Genomic DNA, 25,476 nt, shown 5'->3' with positions numbered 1-25,476 from the left:
ATAATTATTCTCAAAATGAAAACACTACTTCACTACTGGCCCATGCTGCTGTCCGGTACAGCGCTGGCCGCCGGCGACCCCGCAGGGATAGACACCTCCGGCACCACCCCGCCCAAGGCGCGCGAGACCATAATCGTCAAGGGTCAGCGGGTCGAGCAGAAACTGTCCGACATCTCGGGCTCCATCACCGTCATCACCGAAGAGGATCTGGAGCGCCAGATAGCCACCGAGCTCACCGACGTGTTCAAGAACGAACCCGGCGTCTCGGTGACCGGCTCGGCGGGTCGGCCGCAAAACATCAGCATCCGCGGCATCGGTGGCAACCGGGTACTGATCGTCAAGGACGGAGTCCGGGTCAGCGACGGCTTCGGTGCCGACGATCTCAACGACAAGGTGGGCCGCTTCAGCTTCGATCTCGATGACGTCAAGCAGATCGAGGTGGCCAAGGGAGCAGGCTCCGCCCTGCACGGCTCGGACGCCATCGGCGGCACCGTGGTCATCACCACCAAGCAGCCGGAAGATTACCTGCAGGGGCAGGATGCCTACCTCAGCAGCAAGGTGCTGCACGACGGCAGCAGCGACAAGCAGAAACTGAGCGCCACCGGCGCCGCCCGCTGGGGCGAGAGCGCCCACCTGCTGCGCCTCTCCGGCTGGCAGGGACACGAGACCGCCAACTACGACCAGAGCCGCATTCCGGCGGATCTCGATGGCCTGAGCGCCTCCACCAGCTCCAGCCTGACCCTCAATGAACGGCATCTGCTGCGCCTCGAGTTCGACTACTTCGAGGACAACGCCAAGCGGGATCAGGGGCCGCGCGAAATTCCCCAGCCCGACGGCAAGTGGCAGGTGCGCCAGTATCGCGAGAATGGCAGCCAGCGCTCCCAGGGCGGCAAGCTGAGCTGGGAGGCGCAGGATCTGGGCCACCCGCTGGCCGACCGCTTTACCTGGAACCTGCACGGCAACTATGCCAAGAACACCGCCAACAAGCGCAGCCTGCTGCAAAATGACGAGCTGAGCGGCTACCCCCGCTATCGCAGCGAGCGGGAGCTGGCCACCTTCACCGAGCACCTGCTCGGCAGCGAGCTGGATATCCGCCGTGACCTGGTCACCGGCGCCGTCGAGCACAAGCTGAGCTACGGCATCGAGCTGGCGCGCACCCGGCACGAGCGACCGGTGGAGAAGCTGATGCTGGAAGCCGGCATTCCCCAACCCACCCAGTCCGCCCCCTTCAGCAGCGCCCGCACCGATCGGGCCGGCATCTGGCTGGGGGATGTGGCGACCCTGGGCCAGTGGCAATTCACCCCGACCCTGCGCATGGATCAGCAGTGGCTGAGCCCGCAGGATGGCCGGGGCGAGAGCAACCACAGCTGGCACCTCTCCCCGAGTCTGGCCACCAGCTACCGCTTCAACGAGCAGTGGCGCAGCTGGCTGAGCTACGCCAACGGTTTCAGCGCCCCCTCCTACGACAAGGTGTACGGCAACATCCCCCACTACTTTGCCCTGCCGCCGTTCGAGATCATCGCCAACCCGGATCTCAAGGAGGAGACCAGCCACAGCTTCGAGTGGGGGGTGAGTGGCGAAGGGGACGAGTGGAGCATCAAGCCCGCCCTCTTCTACAACCGCTACTACAACTTCGTCGACTGGCGTCAGGTGGGCTTCCGCCTGCGGGACGGGGTCATGTTGCGTCAATATCGCAACGTCGCCAAGTCCGAGACCTGGGGCGCCGAAGTCGCCGCCAACTACTGGCTGACCCCGCAATGGGAGCTGGCCACCAAGCTGGGCTGGGTCGACGGCAAGACCAGCCAGGGCGAATCGCCGCGCAACCTCACTCCGCTCGAGGGCAACACCCGCCTCAGCTATCAGGCCAACGACTGGAGCCTGGGGCTGCAGGCCGACTACGCCGCCGCCATGAGCCGGGTGCCCAGCTGTGGCAACAGCCTGACCCAGCAGCAGGGCGAGTGCCTGAAAACCGCCGGCTGGCTCAGCTTCGCCCTGACCGCCGACTGGCAGATCACCGACGCTCTCAAGGCCAACCTCAAGCTCGACAACCTGCTCGACACCCGCTACACCCGCTATCAGGACGTCGCCGGGCTGGAAGCAGGCACGGATGCGGGCCTCTACACCCAGACGGGCCGCTCCCTGAGCGCCAGCCTGCGCTACACCTTCGTGGGGCTCTGATGCACGCACTCCTGATGCTGGCCAGCCTGCTGGCCACTCCGGCGCCCACCCAGCCTGCCGCCCTTGCAGCTGCCGGCGCCCCGAGCCAGGCCGTCGCCGCGTCGGCGCCGCTTATTCCTCACCGCCCGCTACCGATGCCGGGGGAGCGGGCCCGGCTCGATCCCTACGGCGGCTGGCGCGATGACAGCCGCCAGGATCCCGCCCTGCTGGCCCTGCTGGGCGAGCAGAACCGCTGGACCGAGCAGCAGCTCGCCGCTCAGCAGCCGCTGGAGCAGGCTCTGCAGGCAGAATGGCAGGCGCAAGCGCGCGGCGAGCCCATGCCGCAAGAGTGGTTGAGCGAGGCGGGCAGCCAGTGGCGGATGGAAGCCGACGGCAGCCTGTGGCAGCGCAGCGACGAGCAGGCTGAGCCCCGTCAACGGTTGGCGGCCCGTCAGCCGGCCAGCGGCTACTACGAGCTCGCCAGCTGGGCCCTGCACCCGAACGGGCGCTGGCTGGCCCTGGCCGAAGATCTGCAGGGCGATCGGGACTACCGCATCACCCTGCTCAATCTGGCCGACGGCCAGCCCCTGGCCACCCTGACGCACCGGGCCAGCGATCTGCTCTGGAGCCTGGACGGCAAGACCCTCTACACCATCGCCAACGAACCTCGCACCCTGCGCCCCTGGCAACTGTGGGCCTGGCGCGATGGCAAGGAGCAGCAGATCCACCAGGAGGCGGACCCTGCCTGGCTGCTCAGCCTCTATCGCACCACGGATCGACGCCACCTGCTGCTGCAGAGCAACAACCACGACAGCGCCGAGCAGTACCTGCTGGACGAGGGCAAACCTGCTCTGCTCAAGGCACGTCAGGCTGGCCTCGAGTACTACCTGGATACCCAGGGGGAGCGGGTGCTGCTCAAGAGCAACCGGGACGGTACCCTCGGCCTCTATCAGGTGGCCGACCTGAGCCAGGTGGCCAAGGGAGAGTGGCAGCCGCTCTGGTCCGGCGAGCAGAGGAGTCTTGAGAAGTGGCGCCTGTTTGCCGACTACACGGTGCTGCAGTATCGCCACAAAGGGGATGACTGGCTCGACGTGCTGGATGGCCGCGGCCGGCTCAGCCATCGTCTGCTGCTGACCGAGGGGGCCGGCACGGCCTGGATCCAGGGCGCTCACGACCCGGCCAGCGGGCAGATCCTGATCCGTCGCCAGGGCATGGCCGAGCCGCCGCACCAGCGCCTGCTCGATCTCGCCAGCGGCCGCTGGTTGCCGGATTCCCGGACCGCCCTCCCCTCCCCCTACCAGAGCGAGCGCCGCTGGGTGGTGGGCAAGGATGGCGTCAAGGTGCCGGTCTCCCTGGTGTGGCGCAAGGATATTCACACCCCCAAGGCCCTGCTGCTCTACGGCTATGGCGCCTACGGTACCCCCATGCGCCCCTACTACCAGCCGCAGGTGCTGAGTCTGCTGGATCGCGGCTTCGTCTACGCCATCGCCCACGTGCGCGGCGGCGGCATGCTGGGGGATGAGTGGTATCTGGCGGGGCGCGGTCGCCACAAACAGCAGAGCGTGGACGACTTCCTGACTGTGGCCGAGGCGCTGGCCCGGGATCCCGCCATCGACCCCGCCCGGCTGTTCGCCATGGGCGGCAGCGCCGGTGGCCTGCTGGTGGCGGCGGCCCTCAATCAGGCACCGACCCGCTTCGCCGGGGCCGTGCTGCAGGTGCCCTTCGTCGACCTCATCGGCACCATGAGCGATCCCGAACTGCCGCTTACCCGCCAGGAGTACGCCGAGTGGGGCAACCCGGCCATTGCCGCCGATTACGCCGCCATGCGCCGTCTGAGCCCTTACGACAACCTGCATGCGGCCCCCTATCCCCCCGTCTATGTGACGGCCGGGTTGCACGACAGTCAGGTGCCCTACTGGGAGCCACTCAAGTGGGTGGCCCGCCTGCGGGAACACAGCACGGGGCCGGGTCCCTATCTGCTCAGCACGGTCCTCGACGGCGGCCACCGTATAAGCCCGGGCAACGCGCGCCAGCAGGCGGCCCGCGAGTACGCCTTCCTGCTCACCCTGGCGGGTGCCGGCCGGTGATCCCTTTTCTCATTTTTGTGTTGGAGTAAACCATGAAACCCTCTTCCCTGGCCCTCTGGCTGGCGGCAACCCTGCTCTCCCAGCCGCTGCTGGCGGCCGAGCTGCAGTTTGTCGATGAACAACCGCTGACCACCACGCCAAAGCTCTGGCTAGAACAGCGCCTGGGTGTGAGCCTGGCTCCCGACTACGAGCGGGCCAGCCTGCTCGGCCATCACTACAGCTTCCGCCAGCTGGTCAACGGTCTGCCGGTAGCCACCATTCAGGCCGCCGTCAGCGTCGATTCGACCGGCAAGCCCTGGCGCATCTATCACAACAGCCGGCCGCTGGATAGCCGCGAACCCGGCTGCGATGCCGCCGGCAATCTGGATCCCCTGCTGGATCAACTGCGCGATGGCGGCAGCGAGATCGACCCCCTTGGTCCGGTCGAGGCCTGGTACTGGCGCGACGGCGACACCCTGGTGCCGGCCCTGCGCCAGCGGGTACGCGAGCATCAGGCAGGCAACGCCAAGGCCAGCCAGGTGCAGCTGTTCGCCAGCTGCGACGGCAGCCGCGAGCTCGGCCGCTGGATGGATGCGGCCACCACCCGGGCCAGCCGCACCGCCGACGCCGGCGACACCCAGCTGGAGGCTCGGGTATTCGATCCGGATCCCCGTACCCAGCTGCGCGACGCCGGTCTGGTGTGGCACGAATCCCTGCAACTGGCAGACGCCGCCTATCAGGACAAGGTACCGCTGCCGGTCACCCTGGCGGGCGGACGCTATCTGCTGAGCGGCCCCCACGCCCGGGTAGTGGATGCCATGGAGCCGGATACCGCCCCCTTCAGCGCCGACAGCCCGCTGGGGTTTCGCCTGACCCGCGATGATCGCGGCTTTGCCGACATCAACGCCTACTACCACCTGGATCTGGCCCAGCGTCACCTCAAGCGCCTCGGCTTTAGCGACCTCATTCCGGGGGCGCTCGACATCGACACCGAGGCCGGCTATCAGGACAACTCCCTCTACGATCCGTTCGAACGCCGGCTGGAGCTGGGTCGCAGCGGCGTGCCCGATGCCGAGGATCCCATGGTGATCTGGCACGAGTTCGGCCACGCGGTGCAGCATCACATAGTGCCGGATCTGGGGGACGAGGCGGACTGGGGCGCCATCGGCGAGGGCTTCAGCGACTACCTGGCCGCCAGCCACCGCCAGCGCAGCGAAGCCGGTCGCCAGTTCGAGCCCGCCATGGTGTTCAACTGGGATGCCCGCTTCACCGACCGTACCCCGCGTCAGCTGGACGATCTGCGCGCCCGCTACCACCCGGATTACAACTACCCGGCCCACCGCACCATCAACGGCAGCAATGGCGACCAGCTGTGGGGCACCCCGCTGTTCCAGGCGCTGCTGGCCGCGGTTGCCGAGCAGGGCGAAGGAGCGCGGGACGAGTTTGATCGCCTGATCATCGAGTCCCACTTCGGTCTTGGCCCGGCCATCCGCATGCCGCAGCTGGCCCGCATCACTGTGGATACAGCCGCCCGGCTCTACCCGGCGCGCCCCTATGCCAAGCTGCTGGAGCAGGCGTTCCGCCAGCACGGCCTGCTACAGGCACCGGTCAATGTGGGCCTGAGTGATGGCAGCGTCATCGAGCTGGGGCAGCGCCAGTCGGTGCAGCTGACCCTCACCAACCAGGGCAAGGCGCCGGTGACCCTCAATGAGCTGGCCCTCCAGCTGCCAAGCGGGCTGCAGGCCGATCCTTACAGCTGGCAACCGGCGACCCTCGCGGCGGGTGCCAGCATGACCACCACCCTGCGCCTGCTGGCCCAGAGCCCGCTCGCCTGTGGCGACGAGGTGGCGCTGCCGGTCAGCCTCGCCATGAGCGGCACCAGCCCGACCGAGCGCCAGTGGCAGCAGTCGCTGACCCTGCCCATCGGCGCCCCCATCGTCAGCCGCGCCAGCGGTCAGCCGCTCACCTTGAGCGATGCCATCAGCGACGAGGTGCGTGGCCTCAGCGAAACCAGCCTGCTGATAGAGAGCAGCGAGGCCAGGGTGAGCGATCGGCTGCAACTGAACCTGGATCTGCAGCACCCGGCGCTCGATGAGCTGGAGATCTGGCTCAACTCCCCCTCCGGCACCCGCATCCAGATCTGGGACAAGGGCTACAGCCCGCTGCCGCGCCTCAAGGGGGTCTTCCCCACCGAGCTGCTGCCCCTGCAGCCCTTCAGCGCGCTGGAAGGGGAGCCGCTGGCCGGTCGCTGGACCCTGGAGATAGTGGACAGCAAGCCCGGCAATCAGGGCCGCATCAACGGCTGGAGCATCAGCCAGCGGACCGGCGCCCAGTGCAGCAAGCCGGTCACCCCGCCCGATGACGGCATCATCCACTTCCAGGTGGACGACGGTAGCGGTGGCGGTACGACCAACCTGCTCTGGTTGCTGCCGCTGGCCCTCTGGCGCCGCCTGCGCCAGCGCACCTGAATCCACCCCATCCATATATAAGAAGAGGGGGCCAAGGCCCCCTCCCTAAGGACTAGAGATGACACCACATTACTCCCGCCTGGCCTGCCTGCTGGCCCCCCTGCTCACCGCCTGTGGCGGTGGTGGCTCGGACGAGGCGCCGCTGGCAGTCCCCGACTACAGCCTGACCGTGACCCTGCCCGAAGCCGGCACCCTGTGCGTCAACCTCAACCAGAATGCATCTTGTGATGCGGGGGAGCCCAGTGTCAGCGGCGCGGCCGGCACTCACCGGCTGAGCGGCAGCGCCCCGGCCCTGTTGACCAGCACCTTGCTGTTCTTGCCAAGCAACCCGGCCGCCCCCGTGCTGCTGCATCCCGCCGCCCGGCTCGATGATCAGCACCTGACCCCCAGCCCGCTCAGCACCCTGCTGCAATACCGCATCGCCGAGGGGCAGCCCCCGAGGCAAGCCCTCGGCGAGCTGCTCAGTGCGCTGGCGCCGCTGCAACCGGGCCAGGATCTGGCCGCCCTCTCCCGGTTGAGCGACTTCAACCTGGCGCTGGGCCAGCTGCTGCAGGCAGTCGTCGAGACCGACCTACAGGCCCAGGAGGGCTTCTCGACCGCCACCCTGCATATGCTGGTGTGGCCTGCCATCGGCAGCCTGCTGCCCGAGCTGGCCAGCCACTTTGCCCTGCACGGCGAACTGGCCAGCCAGCAGGCAGACGTCCGCGCCCGGCTGCTGCAACAGCACTCCCATCCACTGATCACCGGCAGTGGCGTCACCACCTACACGGACGGGGTTGACTACCTGCTCACCCAGGAACCCGCCGACCACCCGGGGCAGGAGGCCAGCCTCAACAAGGCGCCGCTGCGCTATCGCAAGCTCGACGGCAAGGGACAGCCGCTGGCCGATGACGCCCCCGCCTGGGAGTGCGTGGAGGATCTCAATACCGGCCTGGTCTGGGAAAAAAAGCTCGATGATCCCGCCAGTCCGCGGGATCTGCACCGCACCTTCGCCTGGGAGCTTGACGACTATCACCCCACCCAGCAGGAGCTGGACTACGCTTGCCCGGATGGCGAGGCCATCTGCACCACGGAGCAGTACCGCCAGTGGCTCAACGCCCAGCAGCTGTGCGGCATCACTCACTGGCGCATGCCCCACTCGCGCGAGCTGATGAGCCTGCAGCACTACGGCTCCCTCGCCCGCCAGGACGACCAGCCGGTGAGCATGGACGTGCGCTACTTCCCCGATGTCGGCACCACCAGCAAGGATTTCAGCGGCTACTACTGGAGCCAGACCCTGACCCCTTCGCGTCGGCTGGAGAGCGCCCCCATCAGCGCCATCGCCCACATCTTCCTTGGCGATGACGCCGGCACCGACTACGCCACCACAGTTCAAAACAGCGATGATGCCAACGGTCTGCAACTACGACTGGTGGCGGAGGTAACCCGATGAACCGCTTGATGTTGACCCTGCTGCTGACCCTTGGCAGCCCCCTCGCCCTGGCCACCGCCATCTGTGATGACAACATGCCCAGAACCAGTCCCACCGCCCGCTTCATCGACCGCGGCAACGGCACCGTCACGGATCGCTCCACCGGCCTGACCTGGATGCGCTGCCAGCTCGGCCAGACCTGGCGCAACCAGAGCTGCCAAGGCGAGCCGACCCGGCTTTACTGGCAGCAGGCCCTGCTGACCGCCGAGCGGATCCGTACCGAGCCGAGCCATGCGCTGTACAACTTCGGCGGCCACGGCGGCTGGCGCCTGCCTACCATCAAGGAGCTGGCCAGCGTGCTGGAGTCCGCCTGCTACAAACCGGCGCTCAACGAAACCATCTTCCCCCGCGCCATGGCCGGTGACGGCAAAGAGGTGAACGACGGTTACGTCTACCTCTGGTCCTCCACCCCGGTGCCGGCCAGCAAGGGGGTCGCCTATCTGGATATCACCAGCGGCGCCGTCGGCATGCGGGCCCCCGGCGCCTGGGCCAAGCAGGTGCTGCTGGTGCGCTGATGGAGTCGGGTGGCCAGGGGATCCCGATGAACACAGGATCCCGGCTGGCCACCCGCGTTTGCGGCCCGGCCTGTCGTTCGGCGGATCTGCGCCCTGTCAGAAAATAGCCAGAAGACGTCATTGTGTGCCGGATCTGCATCATTTTACGCAGTTTTTACGTAGCAGATCGCTGGCATGAAACGGGCAGAGCGGTTAGTCTAGCGGCGTTGAACCAACCCCATGAGGTACAGATGAAAACCGTATTGCGTTTTAGCCTGCTGGGCGCCTTGTTGCTGGGCGGCCATGCCTTCGCCGCCGAACCGAAAAAATTTGATATCAGCATGTTCCCGGCCGCCGAAGTGAACCAGGAACGTGTGGTGATCCGCCTGCCGGAAGTCGAAAACGAAGCCGACATGATGGTCGAGCTGCAGGTCGGCAAGAAAATGATGGTCGATTGCAATGTGCCGCGCTTTGCCGGCAACCTGGAACAGCACAGCGTCAAAGGCTGGGGCTACAACTACCTGATGCTCGGCAAGGTGTCCGATCCCATCAGCACCCTGATGGCCTGCCCGGATGGCCAGAAGAAAGAGACCTTCGTCCAGATCTACGGCCAGGGCTTCTTCGTGAACTACAACTCCAAGCTGCCGTTCGTGCTCTACGTACCGCAGGAGTATGAAGTGCGCTACCGTCTGTGGCGTGCCGATACCCTGGCTCAGCCAGCCATGATCGAGTGAGTCTCTACCGAGACCAAACCTCCCGCTTTGGTTCATGAATGACATCAAATAGAGCGCCGAATGGCGCTTTATTTGTAACAAACTGTGCTGTTTCCCACCCCGCCAACCTTTATAGAACCTGACATAACTCCGCTTTTTTTCTCACTTTTTTGCCCTTTTCAGCCGACCCGGGCCCATGGATCCGCGGCAAATCACTTTCGATGAAAGAGATTTATCAATATAGTGAAAAAATTGATTTTGCACTCTGCGACGGCCTGATGATACTTGCCCGCAAAGGTCAAACTAACCAGAAAAAGAGCACTATGAGCTTCGAATCAGACAAGCGTTTCAACGACTTCAAACATTTTCCCCGTGGCCTGCGTCGCAGTGGCGAATTCACTGTGGCCGAAGCGGACAGTCTGGAAAAATACGGTACCGCCATGCTGGCGCTCTATCAGGGCAACCTGGCCGCGCGCGATGACGTGGAAAGCGCCTTCATCGAGCAGGTCAAGTCCGGCGCCGCCGGCAACAACCCCCACGCCAAGGTGTGGTTCAAGTATCTGAAGGTGATCGGTCCCAAGCGCGTGCACCGTCTGTGCACCGTCGCTGGCGGTGCCAACGAGGAAGCGAGTGGCGGCGGTTTTGAAGGTGGCAGCGGTAGCGACGAGTCCATCGATTAATGGATACCGAACTGCTTCGGACCTTTATCGAGGTCAGCAAGACCCGGCACTTCGGCCGGGCTGCTGAAAATCTCTACCTGACCCAGTCGGCTGTGAGCTTTCGGATCCGCCAGCTCGAACAGCAACTCGGGGTCAGTCTGTTTGCCCGCCATCGCAACAACATCCGCCTGACCGCCTCCGGTGAGCGTCTGCTGCCCTACGCAGACGCCATCTTACATACCCTGGGCCGCGCCAAGCAGGATGTGGCCCTCTCCCCCGGTTTCAGCCAGCAGCTCGCCATCGGCGCCCCCGCGGTGTTCTGGGAGCTCGACTTCAATGACTGGCTCAACCATGTCTATGCCCTGGCCCCCGGTCTGGCGGTGCGGCTCGAGACCGCCTCCCGCGAGCACCTGTGCCGCCAGCTGCTGGAGCGCTCCCTCGATCTCGCCCTGCTCTCGGAGCCGACCAAGATCGACGAGATTGCCCTGCACCCCATCGGCGAGCTGGTGTTCGAGCTGGTGAGCCGGGATGGCGCGGCCAACGCCGACAGCCTGATGCAGATGCCGCACATTCATCTGGATTGGGGCACCAGCTTTGAGCCGCAACCCAGCCGGCTGCAGAGCCTGCAAAAGACCCCGGTGCTGCACTCGAGCTCCGCCAACATGGCGCTGCAGTTCGTGCTGGCCAACGGCGGCGCCGCCTACCTGCCAAGGCGCATGGTAAGCCCTTTCCTCGAGCAGGGGCGCCTGCACCTGGTGGAAGGCGCCCAGGCCTTGAGCCGTCCGCTCTACCTTGCCTACCTGGAAAAGTCCGATCGGCGGGAGCTGATCGATCAGCTGCTGACCCTGCCGCTGGGCTGGGATGGCGCCGATCTGCGCTTGCCACAGCCGGAATAGAGGTGGCGCAACGCGCGCTGGCATGCAAAAGCAAAAGGGGCCTGTCGGCCCCTTTTGCTTTTGGTCATCGTCAGCCGTGATGGCGACGATCGTTGGCCTGGGCCAGCAGGGTGCGACTCTCGCGCAGGAACTCGTCCGCCCGCTCGCCAAAGAAGCCCGAAACCTGGCTGAAGGCCTCGATGAAGCCCTCCCTGTCTCCCCGCTCCAGCAGCCCCAGCGCCTCACCGAAGTTCTGGTAGTAGCGGCGGATCATCGCCAGATTCTGCGGCGACGACAGTATGATGTCGGCGTAGAGGTGGGGATCCTGGGCGAACAGCCGTCCCACCATGGCCAGCTCCAGCCGGTAGATGGGGGAGCTCAACGCCAGCAGGCGGTCGAGGTTGGCCTGCTCGCGGGAGAGGTGCCAGCCGTAGGCGAAGGTGGCAAAGTGGCGCAGCGCCTGGATAAAGGTCATCGCCTCGTCGTGGGCCCTGGCCTCCACCTGCTGCAAACGCGCGCCCCAGATGGTCATCTGCTCCAGCAGCCACTGGCTGGCATCGTTGTCACGCCCCTGACAGCAGACGATCACCTGCTTGGCGAGGCTCGCCACGTCCGGCCCGAACATGGGATGCAGCCCCAGCACCGGCCCCTTGTGCACCGCCAGCATATGCTCGAGCGGTTCGCCCTTGACGCTGGTCACATCCACCAGCAGACAGTCCGCCGGCAAGTTGCCAAGCCGATCGATCACCTGGCAGGTGACGTCGATGGGCACCGCCACCATCACCAGCCCGGCCCCGTGCAGGATCTCGTCGGCGCGCGGCCAGTCGGCCTGACCCAGGGTCTCGACCCGGTAGCCCGAGAGGCTGAACAGGTTGCCGAACAGGCGACCGAGCTGACCCTGACCACCGATGATCACCACCTTGCCAAGGTCCGGCTTCATGCACTTGAAGTGGTGCTCCTTGTCGCTGGCGGACTCCAGGATATAGGACTCGCGCATCACCCGGCGCAACACGTCTTCAATGAGATCCCCCGGCACTCCCAGAGCCTCGGCCTCGGCGCGGCGGCGGGCCAGCATGCTCGCCTCCCGATCCGGTGCATAGATGGGCAGGCCGTGCCGGCTCTTCACTTCCCCCACTTCCCCCACCAGGGCGAGACGGGCGGCCAGCAGATCAATCAGCTGCTTGTCCACCGCATCGATTTTGTCCCTGAGGGCATTCAACTCTTCAGCCATATCCGGTCCCTGCGGCGCCGCCCGCAGCGACGCCCTGTGATTCAAGAGGCAACGAGGTGCCACCGCCTCGGCCGGTGACACCTCGATTGTTCAGTCAGTGCTGACAAGATACCACGGCTTATGCCTTGGTTCTGGCCAAAAGTGGCGCCGCCAGCTGGCTGTGGCAACGGGCCAGCAGTGCGTCCGTGGTCTCCCAGTCGATGCAGGCATCGGTGATGGAGACGCCGTAGCGCATCTCACACTTGGGCTGTTCGCTGGACTGGTTGCCCTCGAACAGGTTGGATTCGAGCATCACCCCTATGATGGAGCGGTTGCCCTCCTCAATCTGATGGATCACGTTGTCAGCCACCTTGGGCTGCAGGCGGTGATCCTTGCTGGAGTTGCCGTGGCTGCAATCCACCACCAGGCCGGGCAGCAGGCCTGCTTTCTCCAGCGCCTCTTCCGCCAGCGACACATTGACCGAATCGTAGTTCGGGTGCTTGCCGCCGCGCAGGATCACGTGACCATCCGGGTTGCCCTGGGTTTGCAGCAGCGCGACCTGGCCCTGCTGGTTGATCCCCATGAAGGCATGAGGGCTGGAGGCGGCCTGCAGCGCATTGATGGCGGTGCCCAGGTTGCCGTCGGTGCCATTCTTGAAGCCAACCGGCATGGAGAGGCCGGACGCCATCTCCCTGTGGGTCTGGGATTCGGTGGTACGGGCACCGATGGCCGACCAGGAGAAGAGCTCCGCCAGGTATTGCGGGCTGATGGGGTCGAGCGCCTCGGTGGCCAGCGGCAGCTCCAGCTCGGCCAGCCAGCAGAGCAACTCGCGGGCCCGGTGCAGCCCCAGCTCCACGTCGAAGGTACCGTCCAGGTTAGGGTCGTTGATAAAGCCCTTCCAGCCGACCGTGGTGCGCGGCTTTTCAAAGTAGACCCGCATGACAATGTAGAGAGTGTCCTGATAGGCGTCATGCAGCGCTTTGAGTCTGGTTGCGTACTCTTTGGCGGCGTCCATATCGTGGATGGAGCAGGGACCACAGATCACCAGCAGACGGTGATCACGACGGTGGATGATGTCGGCGATGGTATTGCGGGCCCCTTGCACGAATGCCAGCGCGCGATCGGAGATGGGCAGTTTCTCCTTGAGCTGGGCAGGCGTGATCATCACTTGTTCGGACTGGATATGGATGTTGTTGAGGGGGTCTCTTTGCATTTTCTCATTCTCTCTACTGTTTCAAGCCAACTGCGCCGACCGTTCATTTTTATTTACACAAGTCAGCGATTTGTTACGCAACCGCCCCCACCTTACCAATTAAAAACAAACAATCAAGTGAAACTAGCGGATTTATTCGCTAGCAGATGGATAAATGACCACAAAGGAGACCCTTTCGGCCAGAAAGTAGTGCTCGCCATATGCTCAAAACACCAAAATCGTAAATATATAATTACACCCTTACTGATTTCCCTTGCCAGCAGACATAAAAAAGCGGGGCACCTGGCCCCGCTTGCATTCCCGTGTTGCTCTTCTTTTATTATTTGCCGTGCGCCTTGATCACCTCGACCGCCTTGTCGGGGAAGTCGCTGAACACGCCATCCACATCGGCCTGATAGAGGAAGATGTTCAGCAGATCGGTGAAGTCTTTCGCGTAGGCCGGGATCTGGCCCTCATCCTGACGGAAAGTATAGGGATGCACCTTGAGGCCGGCCGCATGGGCCTCTTTCACCATGCCGGTGAAGGTCGGCTTGCCCAGGGTACCCGGCTCCGGCACTATCATCGGCTTCCAGGGGCCGATCCCCTCGGCGTAAGCGGCGATCTCCTTCATGGCGCCCGGCTTGAACATCCAGTCATAGTTGTAGGGGGTCGCCTTGCCCTTGGCGTCGTAGACCATGGTCTCGTTCCAGTCGGTCTCGGCCATCAGCTGCACCAGCTTCAAGTCCATCCCCATGGCAGGCATCAGCTCGCTGTTGATGCGCTTGAGCTCGTTGGTATCGAAACACTGCAGATAGACCTTGTCGTTCTTGCTGGTGTAGCCGTACTCCTTCAGCACCTTGAGCACCGCCTTGGAGATGTCCTTACCTTCGTGGCGGAACAGCCAGGGGGCCTTGATCTCCGGGTAGATGCCGATGTTCTTGCCGGTGCTCTTGTTGAGCCCCTGGATCATCTCGATCTCTTCCTGGAAGGTGTGGATCTTGAAGCTGGACTTCCACAGCGGGAAGCGGGCCGGATAGACGGGCACCTGCTTGCCGTCCACCAGCTGGAACGGCTCGGTCATGCGCAGGGAGCGCACCTCGTCCAGGGTGAAATCCACCACATAGTAGCGACCATCCGGGCGTGCCCGGCCGGGGAAGCGCTCGGCCACGTCCGTGATGCCATCGAGGAAGTGATCGTGCATCACCACCAGCTGGTCATCCTTGGTCATCACCAGATCCTGCTCCAGGTAATCGGCCCCCATGCCGTAGGCCAATGCCTTGGCCTCCAGGGTGTGCTCGGGCAGGTAACCAGAGGCGCCCCGGTGGGCGATCACGATTTTGCCTTCCTCGGCGGCCAGCGCGGGCAATGCCAGGGCAGCCCCCAGACCAAGGGCAATCAGGGAGCGAGTATGTTTTTTCATGCGCGGTGCTCTTTGTTATTGTTTATGGGATGTAGGTTATTGTTATAACAGAGGTTTATTGCAGTTTTACGGCGGGCGGCCGAGGCCGCCCGCAGGGGGTCAGCTCGCTTTTGGCAGGGCGTGGTGGTGTTCGCTCAGCCAGGCAGCCAGTTGCTGCTGCTCGGCGTCGGAGAGGCGCAGCCCCAGCTTGCTGCGGCGCCACAGGATGTCTTCCAGGGTGCAGGCCCACTCCCGCTCGATAAGGTAGCGCACCTCGGCTTCGTACAGACCGGCACCAAAGTGCTGACCACGGGGCTCCTTGAGCCAGAGGCGGGCATGGGCGCCATAGGCCTCGGCAATGCGCAGGGCGCTGCGATCATCGAGCCAGTCGAACTCCAGCGCAAAGGCGCGCGCCAGTTCGCGCACCGAGCAGTCGAACTCGCCACCGGGCAACCGGCTGTTGGCGGTCCAGTCATCCCCCATCTGGCTGAACCAGGGCTTGAGCTTGTTGCAGGCAGCCTGAGCCAGCTTGCGGTAGGTGGTGAGCTTGCCGCCGAACACCGACAAGAGCGGCGCGCCATCGGATTCGCCACTGAGCTCCAGCGTGTAGTCGCGGGTCACCGCCTGCGGCGAGTCGGACTCGTCATCGCACAGCGGGCGCACCCCGGCGTAGGTCCAGATCACGTCTTTGGGGGCGATCTGGCGGGTGAAGTGGGCGTTGACCACCTTGCACAGGTAGTTGATCTCGGCGTCGCTGATCTTGGCTTCGCGCGGGCTGCCCTTGTGCTCCACGTCAGTGGTGCCGATCAGCGAGTAGTCCTGCTGATAAGGGATGACGAAGACGATGCGGTTGTCCTCGTTTTGCAGGATGTAAGCCTCTTCGCGCTCATGGATGCGCGGCACTATCATGTGGCTGCCCTTGATGAGGCGAATGCCGCGTGGGGATTTCTCGTGCAGGCTCTCGTCATAGAAGGTCTTGACCCAGGGGCCGGCCGCATTGACCAGACCACGGCAGGTGACGTTGAACTGCTCGCCCCCTTCCCGCTCCAGAGTCAGGGTCCAGTGTTTGGAGCCGCGCACCGCCTTGACGCAGCGGGTGCGGGTCTGCACATCGGCCCCCTTGTCGCGCGCCATCATGGCGTTGAGCACCACCAGCCGGGCGTCGTCGACCCAGGCGTCCGAGTACTCGAACCCCTTGCTGATGCCGGCGGTGAGGCCATCCTGTGGCAGGAAGCGCACGCCGCAGCTGCCCTTGAGCTTGTCGCGCTTGGCCAGGTTGTCATAGAGGAACAGGCCGGCGCGGATCATCCAGGCCGGACGCAGGTGCGGGCGATGGGGCAAGCGAAAACGCATGGGGCGAGCGATGTGAGGGGCCATGCCGAGCAGCACTTCCCGCTCCGCCAGCGCCTCTTTCACCAGCCGGAATTCGTAGTGTTCGAGATAGCGCAGGCCGCCGTGGATCAGCTTGCTGGAGTTGGAGGAGGTGGCAGAGGCGAGATCGCGCGCCTCGAACAGGGCAACCTTCAGACCCCGCCCTGCCGCATCAGCCGCAATGCCTACCCCGTTGATGCCGCCGCCGACGACGACCAGATCATAATGTTCGCTCATGTTCACCTACTTTCTTATTTTGATCTTGCGAAACCGTCGCAATGTTTGATTTCGCTCATATTAGAGCATGAAAAAATGATAAACGAACATTTTATGGAGAAAATGTGATCGCGATTGTTTTGGCAATGCTAAAAATGCTGCCGGTCGGTGATAAAGCGGCAGGGCATGGGGAAAACGGGGGCGAGGCTGTGAGCGAGTTCGCGCTTTTTGGGGTGATCAGCGCGGCATCGGCAGTGGAATGAGGGCAAGCAGAAAGGCGGGAGGCTGAAAACGAAGCGGCCGCCCGATGGCGGCCTGATGCTGGAGCGGATTAACGGCGACTCAGCAGATGTGACACTCGATCTGATGCTGGGACATCAGCCGCATCAGCTTCTCCGGCGGCTCCTGATCGGTGAACAGGGCGTGGATCTGGCTGAGGTTGCCGAGGTTGACCATGGCGTTGCGGCCGAACTTGGTGTGGTCGGCGGCCAGGAACACCTGGCGGGAGTGGGCGATGATGGCCTGGGCGATCTTCACCTCGTGGTAGTCAAAATCGAGCAGTGAGCCGTCGCTGTCGATGCCAGAGATGCCGATGACGCCGTAGTCCATCCGAAACTGGCCGATGAAGTCGCGGGTCGCCTCCCCCACGATGCCGCCGTCCCGGTTGCGAATTTCGCCGCCGGCGATGATGACGGTGAAGTCATCCTTGGCGGTGAGGATGCTGGCCACGTTGAGGTTGTTGGTGACCACGCGCAGCTCGCGGTGATCGAGCAGGGCGCGGGCGATGGCTTCGGTGGTGGTGCCGATGTCGATGAACAGCGACGAGCCGTCGGGGATGTTGGCGGCCACTTCCCGGGCGATGCGCTCTTTCTCCTTGAGCTGCATCACCTTGCGGGCGCTGTAGGCGGTGTTGACGGTACTCGAATGCAGGGAGGCCCCGCCATGGTGGCGCCGGATCTTGTTCTGCTCGGCAAGATCGTTGAGATCCCGGCGAATGGTCTGGGGGCTGACGTCAAAATGGGTCACCAGATCCTCGGTCGAGACAAAGCCCTGCCGCGTCAGGACGTCCAGGATCTCCAGATGTCGTTGGGTTTGCTTCACGCTTGAACTCCGATGATGAGACGAAAAAAGGCCCCGGCAGATGCGGGGCCTTGGGCAGTTTACCTGATCCCTTTTCCAATCGATAAGGGCAGGATCACGTTTTATGCCTTATGAACAGCAGCCTTGGCGGCAATCGACTCGTTCTCATGCTTGAGGGTCATCGCCAGCAGCACGATGGAGAGCAAGCAGGAGGCAGTCAGCACCATGAAGCCGCCGTCCCAGCCGAAGTGGTCAACGGTGTAACCCAGCATGGCGTTGGCCGCAACCGCGCCACCCAGGTAACCGAACAGACCGGTGAAGCCCGCCGCGGTACCGGCCGCCTTCTTCGGTGCCAGCTCCAGGGCATAGAGGCCGATCAGCATGACGGGGCCGTAGATGAGGAAGCCGATGGCGACCAGGGCCATCATGTCGATGGTCGGGTTGCCGGCCGGGTTGAACCAGTAAACCAGCACGGAAATGGTCACCAGCACCATGAACAGGATACCGGCCGGAGCGCGGCGGCCCTGGAACATCTTGTCGGAGATCCAGCCGCACAGCAGGGTGCCCGGAATACCGGCCCACTCATAGAGGAAGTAGGCCCAGGAGGACTTGTCGACGCTGAAGTCCTTGGCCTCTTTCAGGTAGGTCGGCGCCCAGTCCAGCACACCGTAGCGAATGAGGTAGACGAAGGCGTTGGCGATCGCGATGTACCACAGCAGCTTGTTGTGCAGCACGTACTTCATGAAGATTTCCTTGGCGGAAAACTCCTGCTCGTGGCTCTCGTTGTAATCCTTCGGATAGTCGTTCTTGAACTCTTCGATGGGCGGCAGGCCCACCGACTGCGGGGTGTCACGCATCACGAAGAAGGCGATCACCGCGATGGCGGCAGCCGCAGCGGCCGGCACGTAGAAGGCACTGCGCCAGTCATTGAACCAGCCCATCCCCAGAATGAACAGCGGGCCTATCATGCCGCCACCCACATTGTGGGCCACGTTCCAGACCGAGACGATTTCGCCCCGCTCTTTTTGCGACCACCAGTGCACCATGGTGCGACCGCAGGGCGGCCAGCCCATGCCCTGTGCCCAGCCGTTCAGGAACAGCAGCACGAACATGATGGCGATGCTGGAGGTTGCCCAGTGCATGGTCCCCATCATGAACATGATACCGGCCGACAGCAGCAGACCGGCGGAGAGGAAGTAACGGGCGTTGGAACGGTCCGACACGTTCCCCATCAGGAACTTGGAGAGACCGTAGGCGATGGAGACGCCGGACAGGGCCAGGCCCAGATCACCGCGGGAGAAGCCCTGCTCGATGAGATAAGGCATCGCCAGGCTGAAGTTTTTCCGTACCAGGTAGTAACCGGCATAACCGAAGAAGATCCCGAAGAACACCTGCCAACGCATGCGTTTGTAGAAGGGGTCGACCTTGTCAGCCGGGAGCCTGTCTATGTGTGGTGCAGGCCTGAAGAGACTAAGCATGTTCTGCTTCCTTATTGTTGTTGTGGGCGGTTGAGGGTGCCCTGTCCATGCTGACCAATCAGAGGAGTCCCGATTCGAAAGCGAGCCTATTGTGCTCATATGTGAACATTTAATCTGTGATGTAGTCGGAAATATTGCAGTTTTATTACAAAAGAAAGTGTCAGATGAGTAATCACTCATCAGCCGCAATCCCTTGTGTAGCAAGGCTTATAGGTACCCACTAAGTGGTATAATCACGGTATCAACTTGCTTTCCGTCACATTTTCTTAGCAATGAGTGGGATCTTGTCCACATTTCCTGCGGGGAGGGAGTGGTGAATGGTCGATTTCGGTTTATTTTCTCTCTCGTCCGAGAACGAGCGTAAACGAGCATAACGTTTGCTCCAGCTCAAAAAACAAGAAGAAACGTTTTCGGGCGCAACAATGGGAATGAAAAACAACAAAACGGAACATCAAACCTACTCTGGGTGGATATAAGGAATAACGGTATGAGCATACAAAGACCCAATACCCTGCTTGGCGAGTGCATCGCCGAGTTTATCGGAACCGGCCTGCTGATCTTCTTCGGCGTCGGTTGCGTGGCCGCACTGGTGCTGGCCGGTGCCAACTTCGGGCAATGGGAAATCTCCATTACCTGGGGTCTGGGCGTCGCCATCGCCATCTATGTGACCGGCGGCATCTCAGGTGCCCACCTCAACCCGGCGGTCACCCTGGCGCTGATGACCTTCTGCGGGTTCGACAAGCGCAAGGTAGTGCCCTACATCATCGCCCAGGTGGCTGGCGCCTTCTGCTTCGCGGCGCTGGTCTACTTCCTCTATGGTAACCTTTTCAGCCAGTGGGAAGTGACCCACAACGTGGTACGCGGCAGCGTCGAGAGCCTCGGCACCGCCGGCATCTTCTCTACCTACCCGAATGCACTGCTCTCCAACATGCAGGCCTTCACCGTCGAGCTGGTGATCACCGCCGTGCTGATGCTGGGCATCATGGCACTGGGTGACAACAACAACGGCGCCCCCAAAGGCTTCGCCGCTGCCCTGCTGATCGGTATCCTGATCGCGGTGATCGGCGCCTCCCTTGGCCCGTTAACCGGTTTTGCCATGAACCCGGCTCGTGACTTCGGCCCCAAACTGTTCGCCTTCCTGGCCGGCTGGGGTGACGTGGCCCTGACCGGTGGTCGTGACAACCCCTACTTCTGGGTTCCCATCCTCGGCCCCATCGTCGGCGCCCAGATTGGTACCGCCCTCTATGTGAAAGTGTTGGCTCCCTGTGTGCCGGGCAACCGTGTTGCCGCCACCGAGCAAGCTGCCCAAACCGCCAAAGAAGAGGCCGCCGCCTAAGAGCGGCCCTCCCCAACGTGTAAAAACGTGGAAAATAAAAACGTGGAGAACATCATGTCTGCTGAAAAGAAATATGTCGTCGCTCTGGACCAGGGTACCACCTCCTCCCGTGCCATCGTGTTTGACCAGGACGCCAACATAGTCGGTACCTCCCAGCGCGAATTCACCCAGCACTACCCGAAAGCGGGCTGGGTGGAGCACGACCCGATGGAGATCTGGGCGACCCAGTCCTCCGTCTTCACCGAAGTGCTGGCCAAGACTGGCCTGCGCAGCGAAGAGATCGCCGCCATCGGCATCACCAACCAGCGTGAAACCACCGTCGTCTGGGAAAAGGCCACCGGCAAACCCATCTACAACGCCATCGTCTGGCAGTGCCGTCGTACCGCGGCCATCTGTGAAGAGCTCAAGGCCCGCGGCCTGGAAGAGTACGTGCGTGAAAACACCGGTCTGGTGCTGGATGCCTACTTCTCTGGCACCAAGGTGAAGTGGATCCTCGACAACGTCGAAGGGGCCCGCGAGAAGGCGATGAACGGCGAGCTGCTGTTCGGTACCATCGACACCTGGCTGGTGTGGAAGATGACCAACGGTGAAGTACACGTCACCGACCCGACCAACGCCTCCCGTACCATGCTCTACAACATCCGCGACCTGAAGTGGGATCAACGCATGCTGGACGAGCTGGGCATCCCTGCCTCCATGCTGCCGGAAGTGAAGCCCTCCTCCGAGGTGTATGGCTACACCACCCGTGGCGGCGGCTCCCGCATCCCCATCGCCGGTATCGCCGGTGACCAGCAGTCTGCCCTGTTCGGCCAGCTCTGCTTCGAGAAAGGGATGGCCAAGAACACCTATGGCACCGGCTGCTTCATGCTGATGAACACCGGTACCGAGCCGGTTCGCTCCAGCAACGGCCTGCTGACCACGGTCGCCATCGGCCCGAAAGGGGAAGTGAACTACGCGCTGGAAGGTGCGGTGTTTATGGGCGGCGCCACCATCCAGTGGCTGCGTGACGAGCTCAAGATCATTCACGATGCTCGCGACACCGACTACTTTGCCTCCAAAGTGGGCGACACCAACGGCGTCTACCTGGTACCGGCCTTCGTCGGTCTGGGCGCCCCCTACTGGGATCCGTATGCTCGCGGCACCATGGTCGGCCTGACCCGCGGCGCCAACCGCAACCACATCATCCGTGCCGCGCTGGAATCCATCGCCTACCAGAGCCGCGATGTGCTGGACGCCATGCAGCAGGACTCCGGCATCAAGCTGGCGGCCCTGAAGGTGGACGGTGGCGCGGTAGCCAACGACTTCCTGATGCAGTTCCAGGCCGACATGATGCACACCCCGGTAGTGCGTCCGACCCGGATCGAGACCACCGCCATGGGCGCCGCCTTCCTGGCCGGCCTCGCCGTCGGCTTCTGGAAGAGCTCGGAAGAGCTGGAAGACAAGTTCAGCGTGGACCGTGAGTTCATCCCGCAGATGGACCGCGACGATCGCGCCAAGCGCTACAACGGCTGGAAGAAGGCGGTGGAGCGTTCACGCCGCTGGGCCGAAGAGGAGTGATCGGGCAACCGATATCCTTGAAATAAAAACTGAAGGGGCCGACAGCAATGTCGGCCTCTTGTTTTATGGCCTGCCGCCCCCTGCCAGCCGCCCCTGCCTTGATGACGATTTCATGTCAGCCATTCTCAATTGAGCTATCTATCTATAATCATCTCTTGGGTCGCATATGCGACCTTATTTAATACAGGAGAGCGTTATGGAGCGGGCGATACACCTTGTTAGATTGCAATCACTCTGGTCGGGGCTCGGGATCCGCAGCCGGATCCTGCTCGGAGTAGCCATCCTGATGATCATTGCCATCAGCTGCATCACCCTGATCCTGGAGCAGATCTCCCACGACCAGGCACAGCAGCGGGTGGAGCGCTATGAGCTGCCAAGCAGCGTGGAGCGCATCGCCAACCAGCTGACCGCCGAGCTGACCCAGCACCTGACCGAGGCCGAGGCACTGGCCGGCAACAGCTTTGTCATCGACTGGCTTAGCCAGGAGATGCCCGCCGAGCAGTGGCCGGTCATGGAGCGCTATTTTCTGGCACTGCAGCAACGCATCGGGGGCAATGTGTTTATCGCGCCGCGCCAGAGCGCCACCCTGCTCAACTTCAGCAACGGCACCACGGCCCAGAAGAAACTGAGCGCATCGGATCCCAAAGACGAGTGGTTTTACGGCTTTCTGAAACGGGGCAAGCCCTACGAGCTGAACCTCGACATCTCCGACTTTGACAAGCGTGCCTCCCTCTATATCAATACCGCCGTCACGGCAGGGGGCAAGACTCTGGCGGTGGCCGGCACCTCCATCGACATGAGCGCACTGCGCAAACTCATCAGCAGCTACCGGATAGGCAAGAGCGGGCAGGTCTATCTGGCCGACATGGAGGGTCATATCGAGATCCACCCAGAGCAGGAGCTCAAAGAGGCTGCCCACCATCAGAGCGCCTTCCTCGACACCGTCAGGGCGCTGATCCCGGCAGCCAGAGAACAGGTCGCGGTCCAGGCCCTTACGCTTGGGAAAGAGACCTATCTGATCGCCGTGCGCTACATTCCGGCACTCAATCGCCTGCTGATAGGCGAGATCAATGCAGCCGAACTGGAGGAGGGGCGCAGCGAATCCCGCCGGCTCATCATCATGGTGTCGCTGGCTATCGGCGGGCTCGCCATGCTGGCCTCCGCCTGGCTCGCCCACTCCATCAGCCGCCCCATTCGCCAGGCCGCCGACGGCATGCACCACATCACCGCCGATCGGGATCTGGCAACCCGCCTGGACTTCTCGGATCAGTCGGAGCTGGGCCAGATGGCGCAGAGCTTCAACCGCTTGATCCAGAGCCTGAACCAGAGTTTCTCCCGCTTCCAGCAGTCAGGCAGCGCCCTCTCGGCCCAGTCCTCCCAATCCCTGCATCAGGCGCAGGCCCTGGCAGGAGAGGCCTGCCAGCAGGCCCAGAGCATCCAGGAGCTGAGCAGCGTGGTCGCCCTTATCGGCGACAATGCCGAGCAGATTGCAGGTCGCTCGGAGGGGGTCAACGAGGTGACCCACCGCATCGCCGATCACATGCTCGCCATCGAGCGGGACGTCAGTCAGAGCGCCCAGCAGCTCGACACCCTGCGCAGCAGCATCGGCAGCTCCTCCGCCCTGCTCGAAGAGGTGGTCAAGGACAGCAACAACATCACCCAGATCATGAACCTCATCCGTGACGTCTCGAACCAGACCAACCTGCTGGCGCTCAATGCCGCCATCGAGGCGGCGCGGGCGGGCGAGATGGGGCGCGGCTTTGCCGTAGTGGCCGACGAGGTGCGCCAGCTGGCGGTGCGCACCCAGACCGCCACCAAGGATGTGCAGGATCTCATCCTGCGTCTGCAGGAGGGTACCCGTCAGGCCAGCGGCTCCATGGCTGATTCCCGCACCCTGAGTGAAGAGAGCCATGACCGCATGCATCAGGCCAGGGCGGTGTTGATGGATGCCAGCCGCCAGATCAAGCAGACCGCCCTCGAGATAAACGAGATCAGTGCGCTGGCCCAGGCGCAGGATCAACAGATGGGACAAGCCAGAACAGCGCTGGACGAGCTGGCCATGGTGGCCGAGCATCAACGGGAACACGCAGAAGAGAGCAATGCCGCCAGTCGCGAGCTGTTCGAACTGGCCAAGGCGATAGACGAGCAGATCCGCCAATACCGGATCGGCTGAGCCGCCGTCGGTCAGACAAGACGCCACCCTGGGGTGGCGTTTTCATTTTGCGAACGATTCTGCATCACTCCCGAAACGGGAATGGCACGAACACACACAACTATTTGATAAGTAACACGAAAAACTTTGGAACGGCCATTGCTAGTCATCGTTGAGTCATATCAGACGCAACCCAGGGACATCGCCATGAAGCCGACCACCACTCACACCCCCGCCGCCCAAACCTGTGTCACCCACAAGGCGGCGCTGACCCCCCGTGAAGGCACCTTGCTGATGATGGTTGCCCAGTTGCTGGTGCTCACCTGCATCGTCCTGGCCGCCACCCTGGCTGAGCTCCCCTGGTATGGGACGCTGTTGCTGGCCGTGCCGCCTGCCATCGGTGGCGCTCTGCTCAGCCGGGTATGGGGCAGATTGCCCCGCTAAGCCCACCCCACCTTCCCAGGCAGACGGCCGCCCCTTGAGGCGGCCGTCTGCTTATCCGGTGCGGCCCCTGCCCCCTTCACCCGACCGCAGGATCACAGGGCATGGCTTCCCAGCTGCTCCTTGAGAAAATCGAGCCAGACCCGCAGCCGGATGTCGCGCTGGGCATCGGAGTAGAAGACCGCATTGATGGGGCGCGAGGCGCCGCTGTTGCTGCGGGCCAGCACCTCCACCAGAGCCCCGCTCGTCCGATCCGGCCCGGTCATGAAATCCGACAGACAGACGATCCCCTGCCCCCGCAGCGCCAGCTGGCGCAGAGTTTCACCGCTGCTGGCGCGCAGGGTCGGGGTGATGGGAAAGCGATCCCCCTGCTCCTGGCTCAGAAGCGGCCAGTGGTTGAGGTGATCGGGGTGCAAAAAGCCGAGCAGCTCGTGCCCGCTCAGCAGGTCCGCCGGCTGGCGCGGGGTGCCGTGCTCGCGCAAATAGTCGGGGGACGCCAGCAGCCGCAGCCGCGAGCGGCCCAGCGGCAGCGCCCGCAGGGAGGAGTCGGTCAGCTCGCCGATGCGAATGGCCATGTCCACCCGCCGCTCCATCAGGTTGATAAAGCCCTCGGAGCTGTGCAGTTGCAGCTCGATGGCGGGATAACGGCGGCGAAACTCGCCGATGATGGGCACAAGCCGGTGCAGGATGAAAGGAGTGGCGGCATCGACCCGCAATACCCCCTCCGGCTGCTCGCGGCGCATCAGCAGCAGCCCCTCCGCCTCGCTCATCTCGGTCAGGATCTTCACCGCCCGCTGATAGAACCAGCCCCCCTCCTCGGTCAGGCTGACCCGCCTGGTGGTGCGATTGAGCAGCACGGTGGCGAGCTTCTCTTCCAGCCGCTTGATGCCGCGGCTCACCACCGAATTGTCCATGCCGAGGTTCTCCGCCGCCTGGCGAAAGCTGCCCGCCTCCACCACCGCCACAAACAGGGTCAGTTCATCAGAATGGGTCTTCATTGCTGCAATCCAGACAAGAGTAATGGGCCTTTATAGGCGCAATGTCCTTGGGTTGGCAAGGGACCTCTGGCAGCCGTGCCGGTATTTCAGGGAGAAAAACCAGATATGCGCGCTATCCCTCAACCTGCTTAATCCGTAGAATG

The 25,476-nt window shown here is 63.3% G+C and carries 20 protein-coding genes; 13 read left to right on the top strand and 7 right to left on the bottom strand.

The genetic code is table 11. The features are described from left to right. Window positions 1-15: 15 nt before the first annotated feature. The 8 genes from I6L38_RS05380 (at window position 16) to hdfR (ending at window position 10,924) form a co-directional block, all read left to right on the top strand. Complete coding sequence (locus I6L38_RS05380) at window positions 16-2,178, top strand: TonB-dependent hemoglobin/transferrin/lactoferrin family receptor (RefSeq protein WP_216989258.1); 2,163 nt, start codon at window positions 16-18, stop codon at window positions 2,176-2,178. Beyond that, window positions 2,178-4,244, top strand: a complete 2,067-nt coding sequence (locus I6L38_RS05375; protein ID WP_216989257.1) for a prolyl oligopeptidase family serine peptidase — start codon at window positions 2,178-2,180, stop codon at window positions 4,242-4,244. The genes I6L38_RS05380 and I6L38_RS05375 overlap by 1 nt, the downstream gene beginning before the upstream one ends. A gap of 32 nt (window positions 4,245-4,276) precedes the next feature. After that, window positions 4,277-6,691 (top strand): proprotein convertase P-domain-containing protein, encoded by a 2,415-nt coding sequence (locus I6L38_RS05370; protein ID WP_216989256.1) that lies wholly within the window; start codon window positions 4,277-4,279, stop codon window positions 6,689-6,691. Window positions 6,692-6,749: 58 nt separating this feature from the next. Further along, window positions 6,750-8,123, top strand: coding sequence for a DUF1566 domain-containing protein (locus I6L38_RS05365; RefSeq protein ID WP_054545136.1), 1,374 nt, complete (start codon window positions 6,750-6,752; stop codon window positions 8,121-8,123). Continuing rightward, window positions 8,120-8,677 (top strand): DUF1566 domain-containing protein, encoded by a 558-nt coding sequence (locus I6L38_RS05360; RefSeq protein WP_005299575.1) that lies wholly within the window; start codon window positions 8,120-8,122, stop codon window positions 8,675-8,677. The genes I6L38_RS05365 and I6L38_RS05360 overlap by 4 nt, the downstream gene beginning before the upstream one ends. A 230-nt stretch (window positions 8,678-8,907) precedes the next feature. After that, complete coding sequence (gene eco, locus I6L38_RS05355; RefSeq protein WP_005299572.1) at window positions 8,908-9,390, top strand: serine protease inhibitor ecotin; 483 nt, start codon at window positions 8,908-8,910, stop codon at window positions 9,388-9,390. A gap of 302 nt (window positions 9,391-9,692) precedes the next feature. Further along, window positions 9,693-10,049, top strand: a complete 357-nt coding sequence (locus tag I6L38_RS05350) for a DUF413 domain-containing protein (RefSeq protein ID WP_010634377.1) — start codon at window positions 9,693-9,695, stop codon at window positions 10,047-10,049. Then, window positions 10,049-10,924, top strand: coding sequence for an HTH-type transcriptional regulator HdfR (gene hdfR, locus I6L38_RS05345; RefSeq protein ID WP_005299567.1), 876 nt, complete (start codon window positions 10,049-10,051; stop codon window positions 10,922-10,924). Before I6L38_RS05350 ends, hdfR begins: the two co-directional genes overlap by 1 nt. 70 nt (window positions 10,925-10,994) lie before the next feature. On the opposite strand, the gene tyrA is transcribed toward hdfR, so the two are convergent. From tyrA to glpD, 4 genes are all read right to left on the bottom strand, one after another. Then, window positions 10,995-12,134, bottom strand: coding sequence for a bifunctional chorismate mutase/prephenate dehydrogenase (gene tyrA / locus I6L38_RS05340; protein WP_054545137.1), 1,140 nt, complete (start codon window positions 12,132-12,134; stop codon window positions 10,995-10,997). A 118-nt stretch (window positions 12,135-12,252) separates the two neighbouring features. After that, entirely contained in the window at window positions 12,253-13,326 is a 1,074-nt protein-coding gene (locus I6L38_RS05335) for a 3-deoxy-7-phosphoheptulonate synthase (protein WP_017779394.1), read from the bottom strand. A 319-nt stretch (window positions 13,327-13,645) separates the two neighbouring features. Next, the gene (gene glpQ / locus I6L38_RS05330) at window positions 13,646-14,725 is read right to left on the bottom strand and encodes a glycerophosphodiester phosphodiesterase (protein WP_211050988.1); all 1,080 of its coding nucleotides are present in this window, start codon (window positions 14,723-14,725) and stop codon (window positions 13,646-13,648) included. A gap of 99 nt (window positions 14,726-14,824) precedes the next feature. Continuing rightward, window positions 14,825-16,312, bottom strand: coding sequence for a glycerol-3-phosphate dehydrogenase (gene glpD, locus I6L38_RS05325; RefSeq protein WP_017779396.1), 1,488 nt, complete (start codon window positions 16,310-16,312; stop codon window positions 14,825-14,827). Between the two features lie 104 nt (window positions 16,313-16,416). Here glpD and I6L38_RS05320 point away from each other — a divergent pair, with 104 nt between their 5' ends. After that, a complete protein-coding gene (locus I6L38_RS05320; protein ID WP_017765987.1) occupies window positions 16,417-16,554 on the top strand; it encodes a hypothetical protein in 138 nt (45 codons plus the stop codon). Between the two features lie 79 nt (window positions 16,555-16,633). Here the strand turns inward: I6L38_RS05320 and I6L38_RS05315 are convergent, their stop codons facing one another. After that, window positions 16,634-17,392 carry a DeoR/GlpR family transcriptional regulator gene (locus I6L38_RS05315; protein WP_005299558.1) on the bottom strand — a complete coding sequence of 253 codons (759 nt, stop codon included), beginning with the start codon at window positions 17,390-17,392 and terminating at the stop codon, window positions 16,634-16,636. Window positions 17,393-17,493: 101 nt separating this feature from the next. Further along, the gene (gene glpT / locus I6L38_RS05310; RefSeq protein ID WP_005299556.1) at window positions 17,494-18,849 is read right to left on the bottom strand and encodes a glycerol-3-phosphate transporter; all 1,356 of its coding nucleotides are present in this window, start codon (window positions 18,847-18,849) and stop codon (window positions 17,494-17,496) included. A gap of 487 nt (window positions 18,850-19,336) precedes the next feature. Here glpT and I6L38_RS05305 point away from each other — a divergent pair, with 487 nt between their 5' ends. The 4 genes from I6L38_RS05305 to I6L38_RS05290 all read left to right on the top strand — a co-directional run bounded on the left by I6L38_RS05305 (window position 19,337) and on the right by I6L38_RS05290 (window position 24,338). Continuing rightward, window positions 19,337-20,185, top strand: coding sequence for an MIP/aquaporin family protein (locus tag I6L38_RS05305; protein WP_005299554.1), 849 nt, complete (start codon window positions 19,337-19,339; stop codon window positions 20,183-20,185). 54 nt (window positions 20,186-20,239) lie between these two features. Continuing rightward, window positions 20,240-21,742 (top strand): glycerol kinase GlpK, encoded by a 1,503-nt coding sequence (gene glpK, locus I6L38_RS05300; RefSeq protein ID WP_005299552.1) that lies wholly within the window; start codon window positions 20,240-20,242, stop codon window positions 21,740-21,742. 196 nt (window positions 21,743-21,938) lie between these two features. Beyond that, window positions 21,939-23,915: a methyl-accepting chemotaxis protein gene (locus tag I6L38_RS05295; RefSeq protein WP_208199563.1), complete on the top strand. Its 1,977-nt coding sequence runs from the start codon at window positions 21,939-21,941 to the stop codon at window positions 23,913-23,915. A 186-nt stretch (window positions 23,916-24,101) separates the two neighbouring features. After that, entirely contained in the window at window positions 24,102-24,338 is a 237-nt protein-coding gene (locus I6L38_RS05290; protein ID WP_017779399.1) for a hypothetical protein, read from the top strand. Between the two features lie 92 nt (window positions 24,339-24,430). Here the strand turns inward: I6L38_RS05290 and I6L38_RS05285 are convergent, their stop codons facing one another. Beyond that, on the bottom strand, window positions 24,431-25,333 hold the full coding sequence (locus I6L38_RS05285) for a LysR substrate-binding domain-containing protein (RefSeq protein ID WP_005299545.1): 903 nt from the start codon (window positions 25,331-25,333) through the stop codon (window positions 24,431-24,433). Between the last annotated feature and the right edge of the window lie 143 nt (window positions 25,334-25,476).

It is taken from the genome of Aeromonas sp. FDAARGOS 1408 (assembly GCF_019048665.1).
In the GTDB taxonomy this organism is placed as follows: Bacteria; Pseudomonadota; Gammaproteobacteria; order Enterobacterales; family Aeromonadaceae; genus Aeromonas; species Aeromonas dhakensis.
Note: the sequence above shows the minus strand (reverse complement) of the source record. Positions and strands in the feature narration are given on the sequence as shown.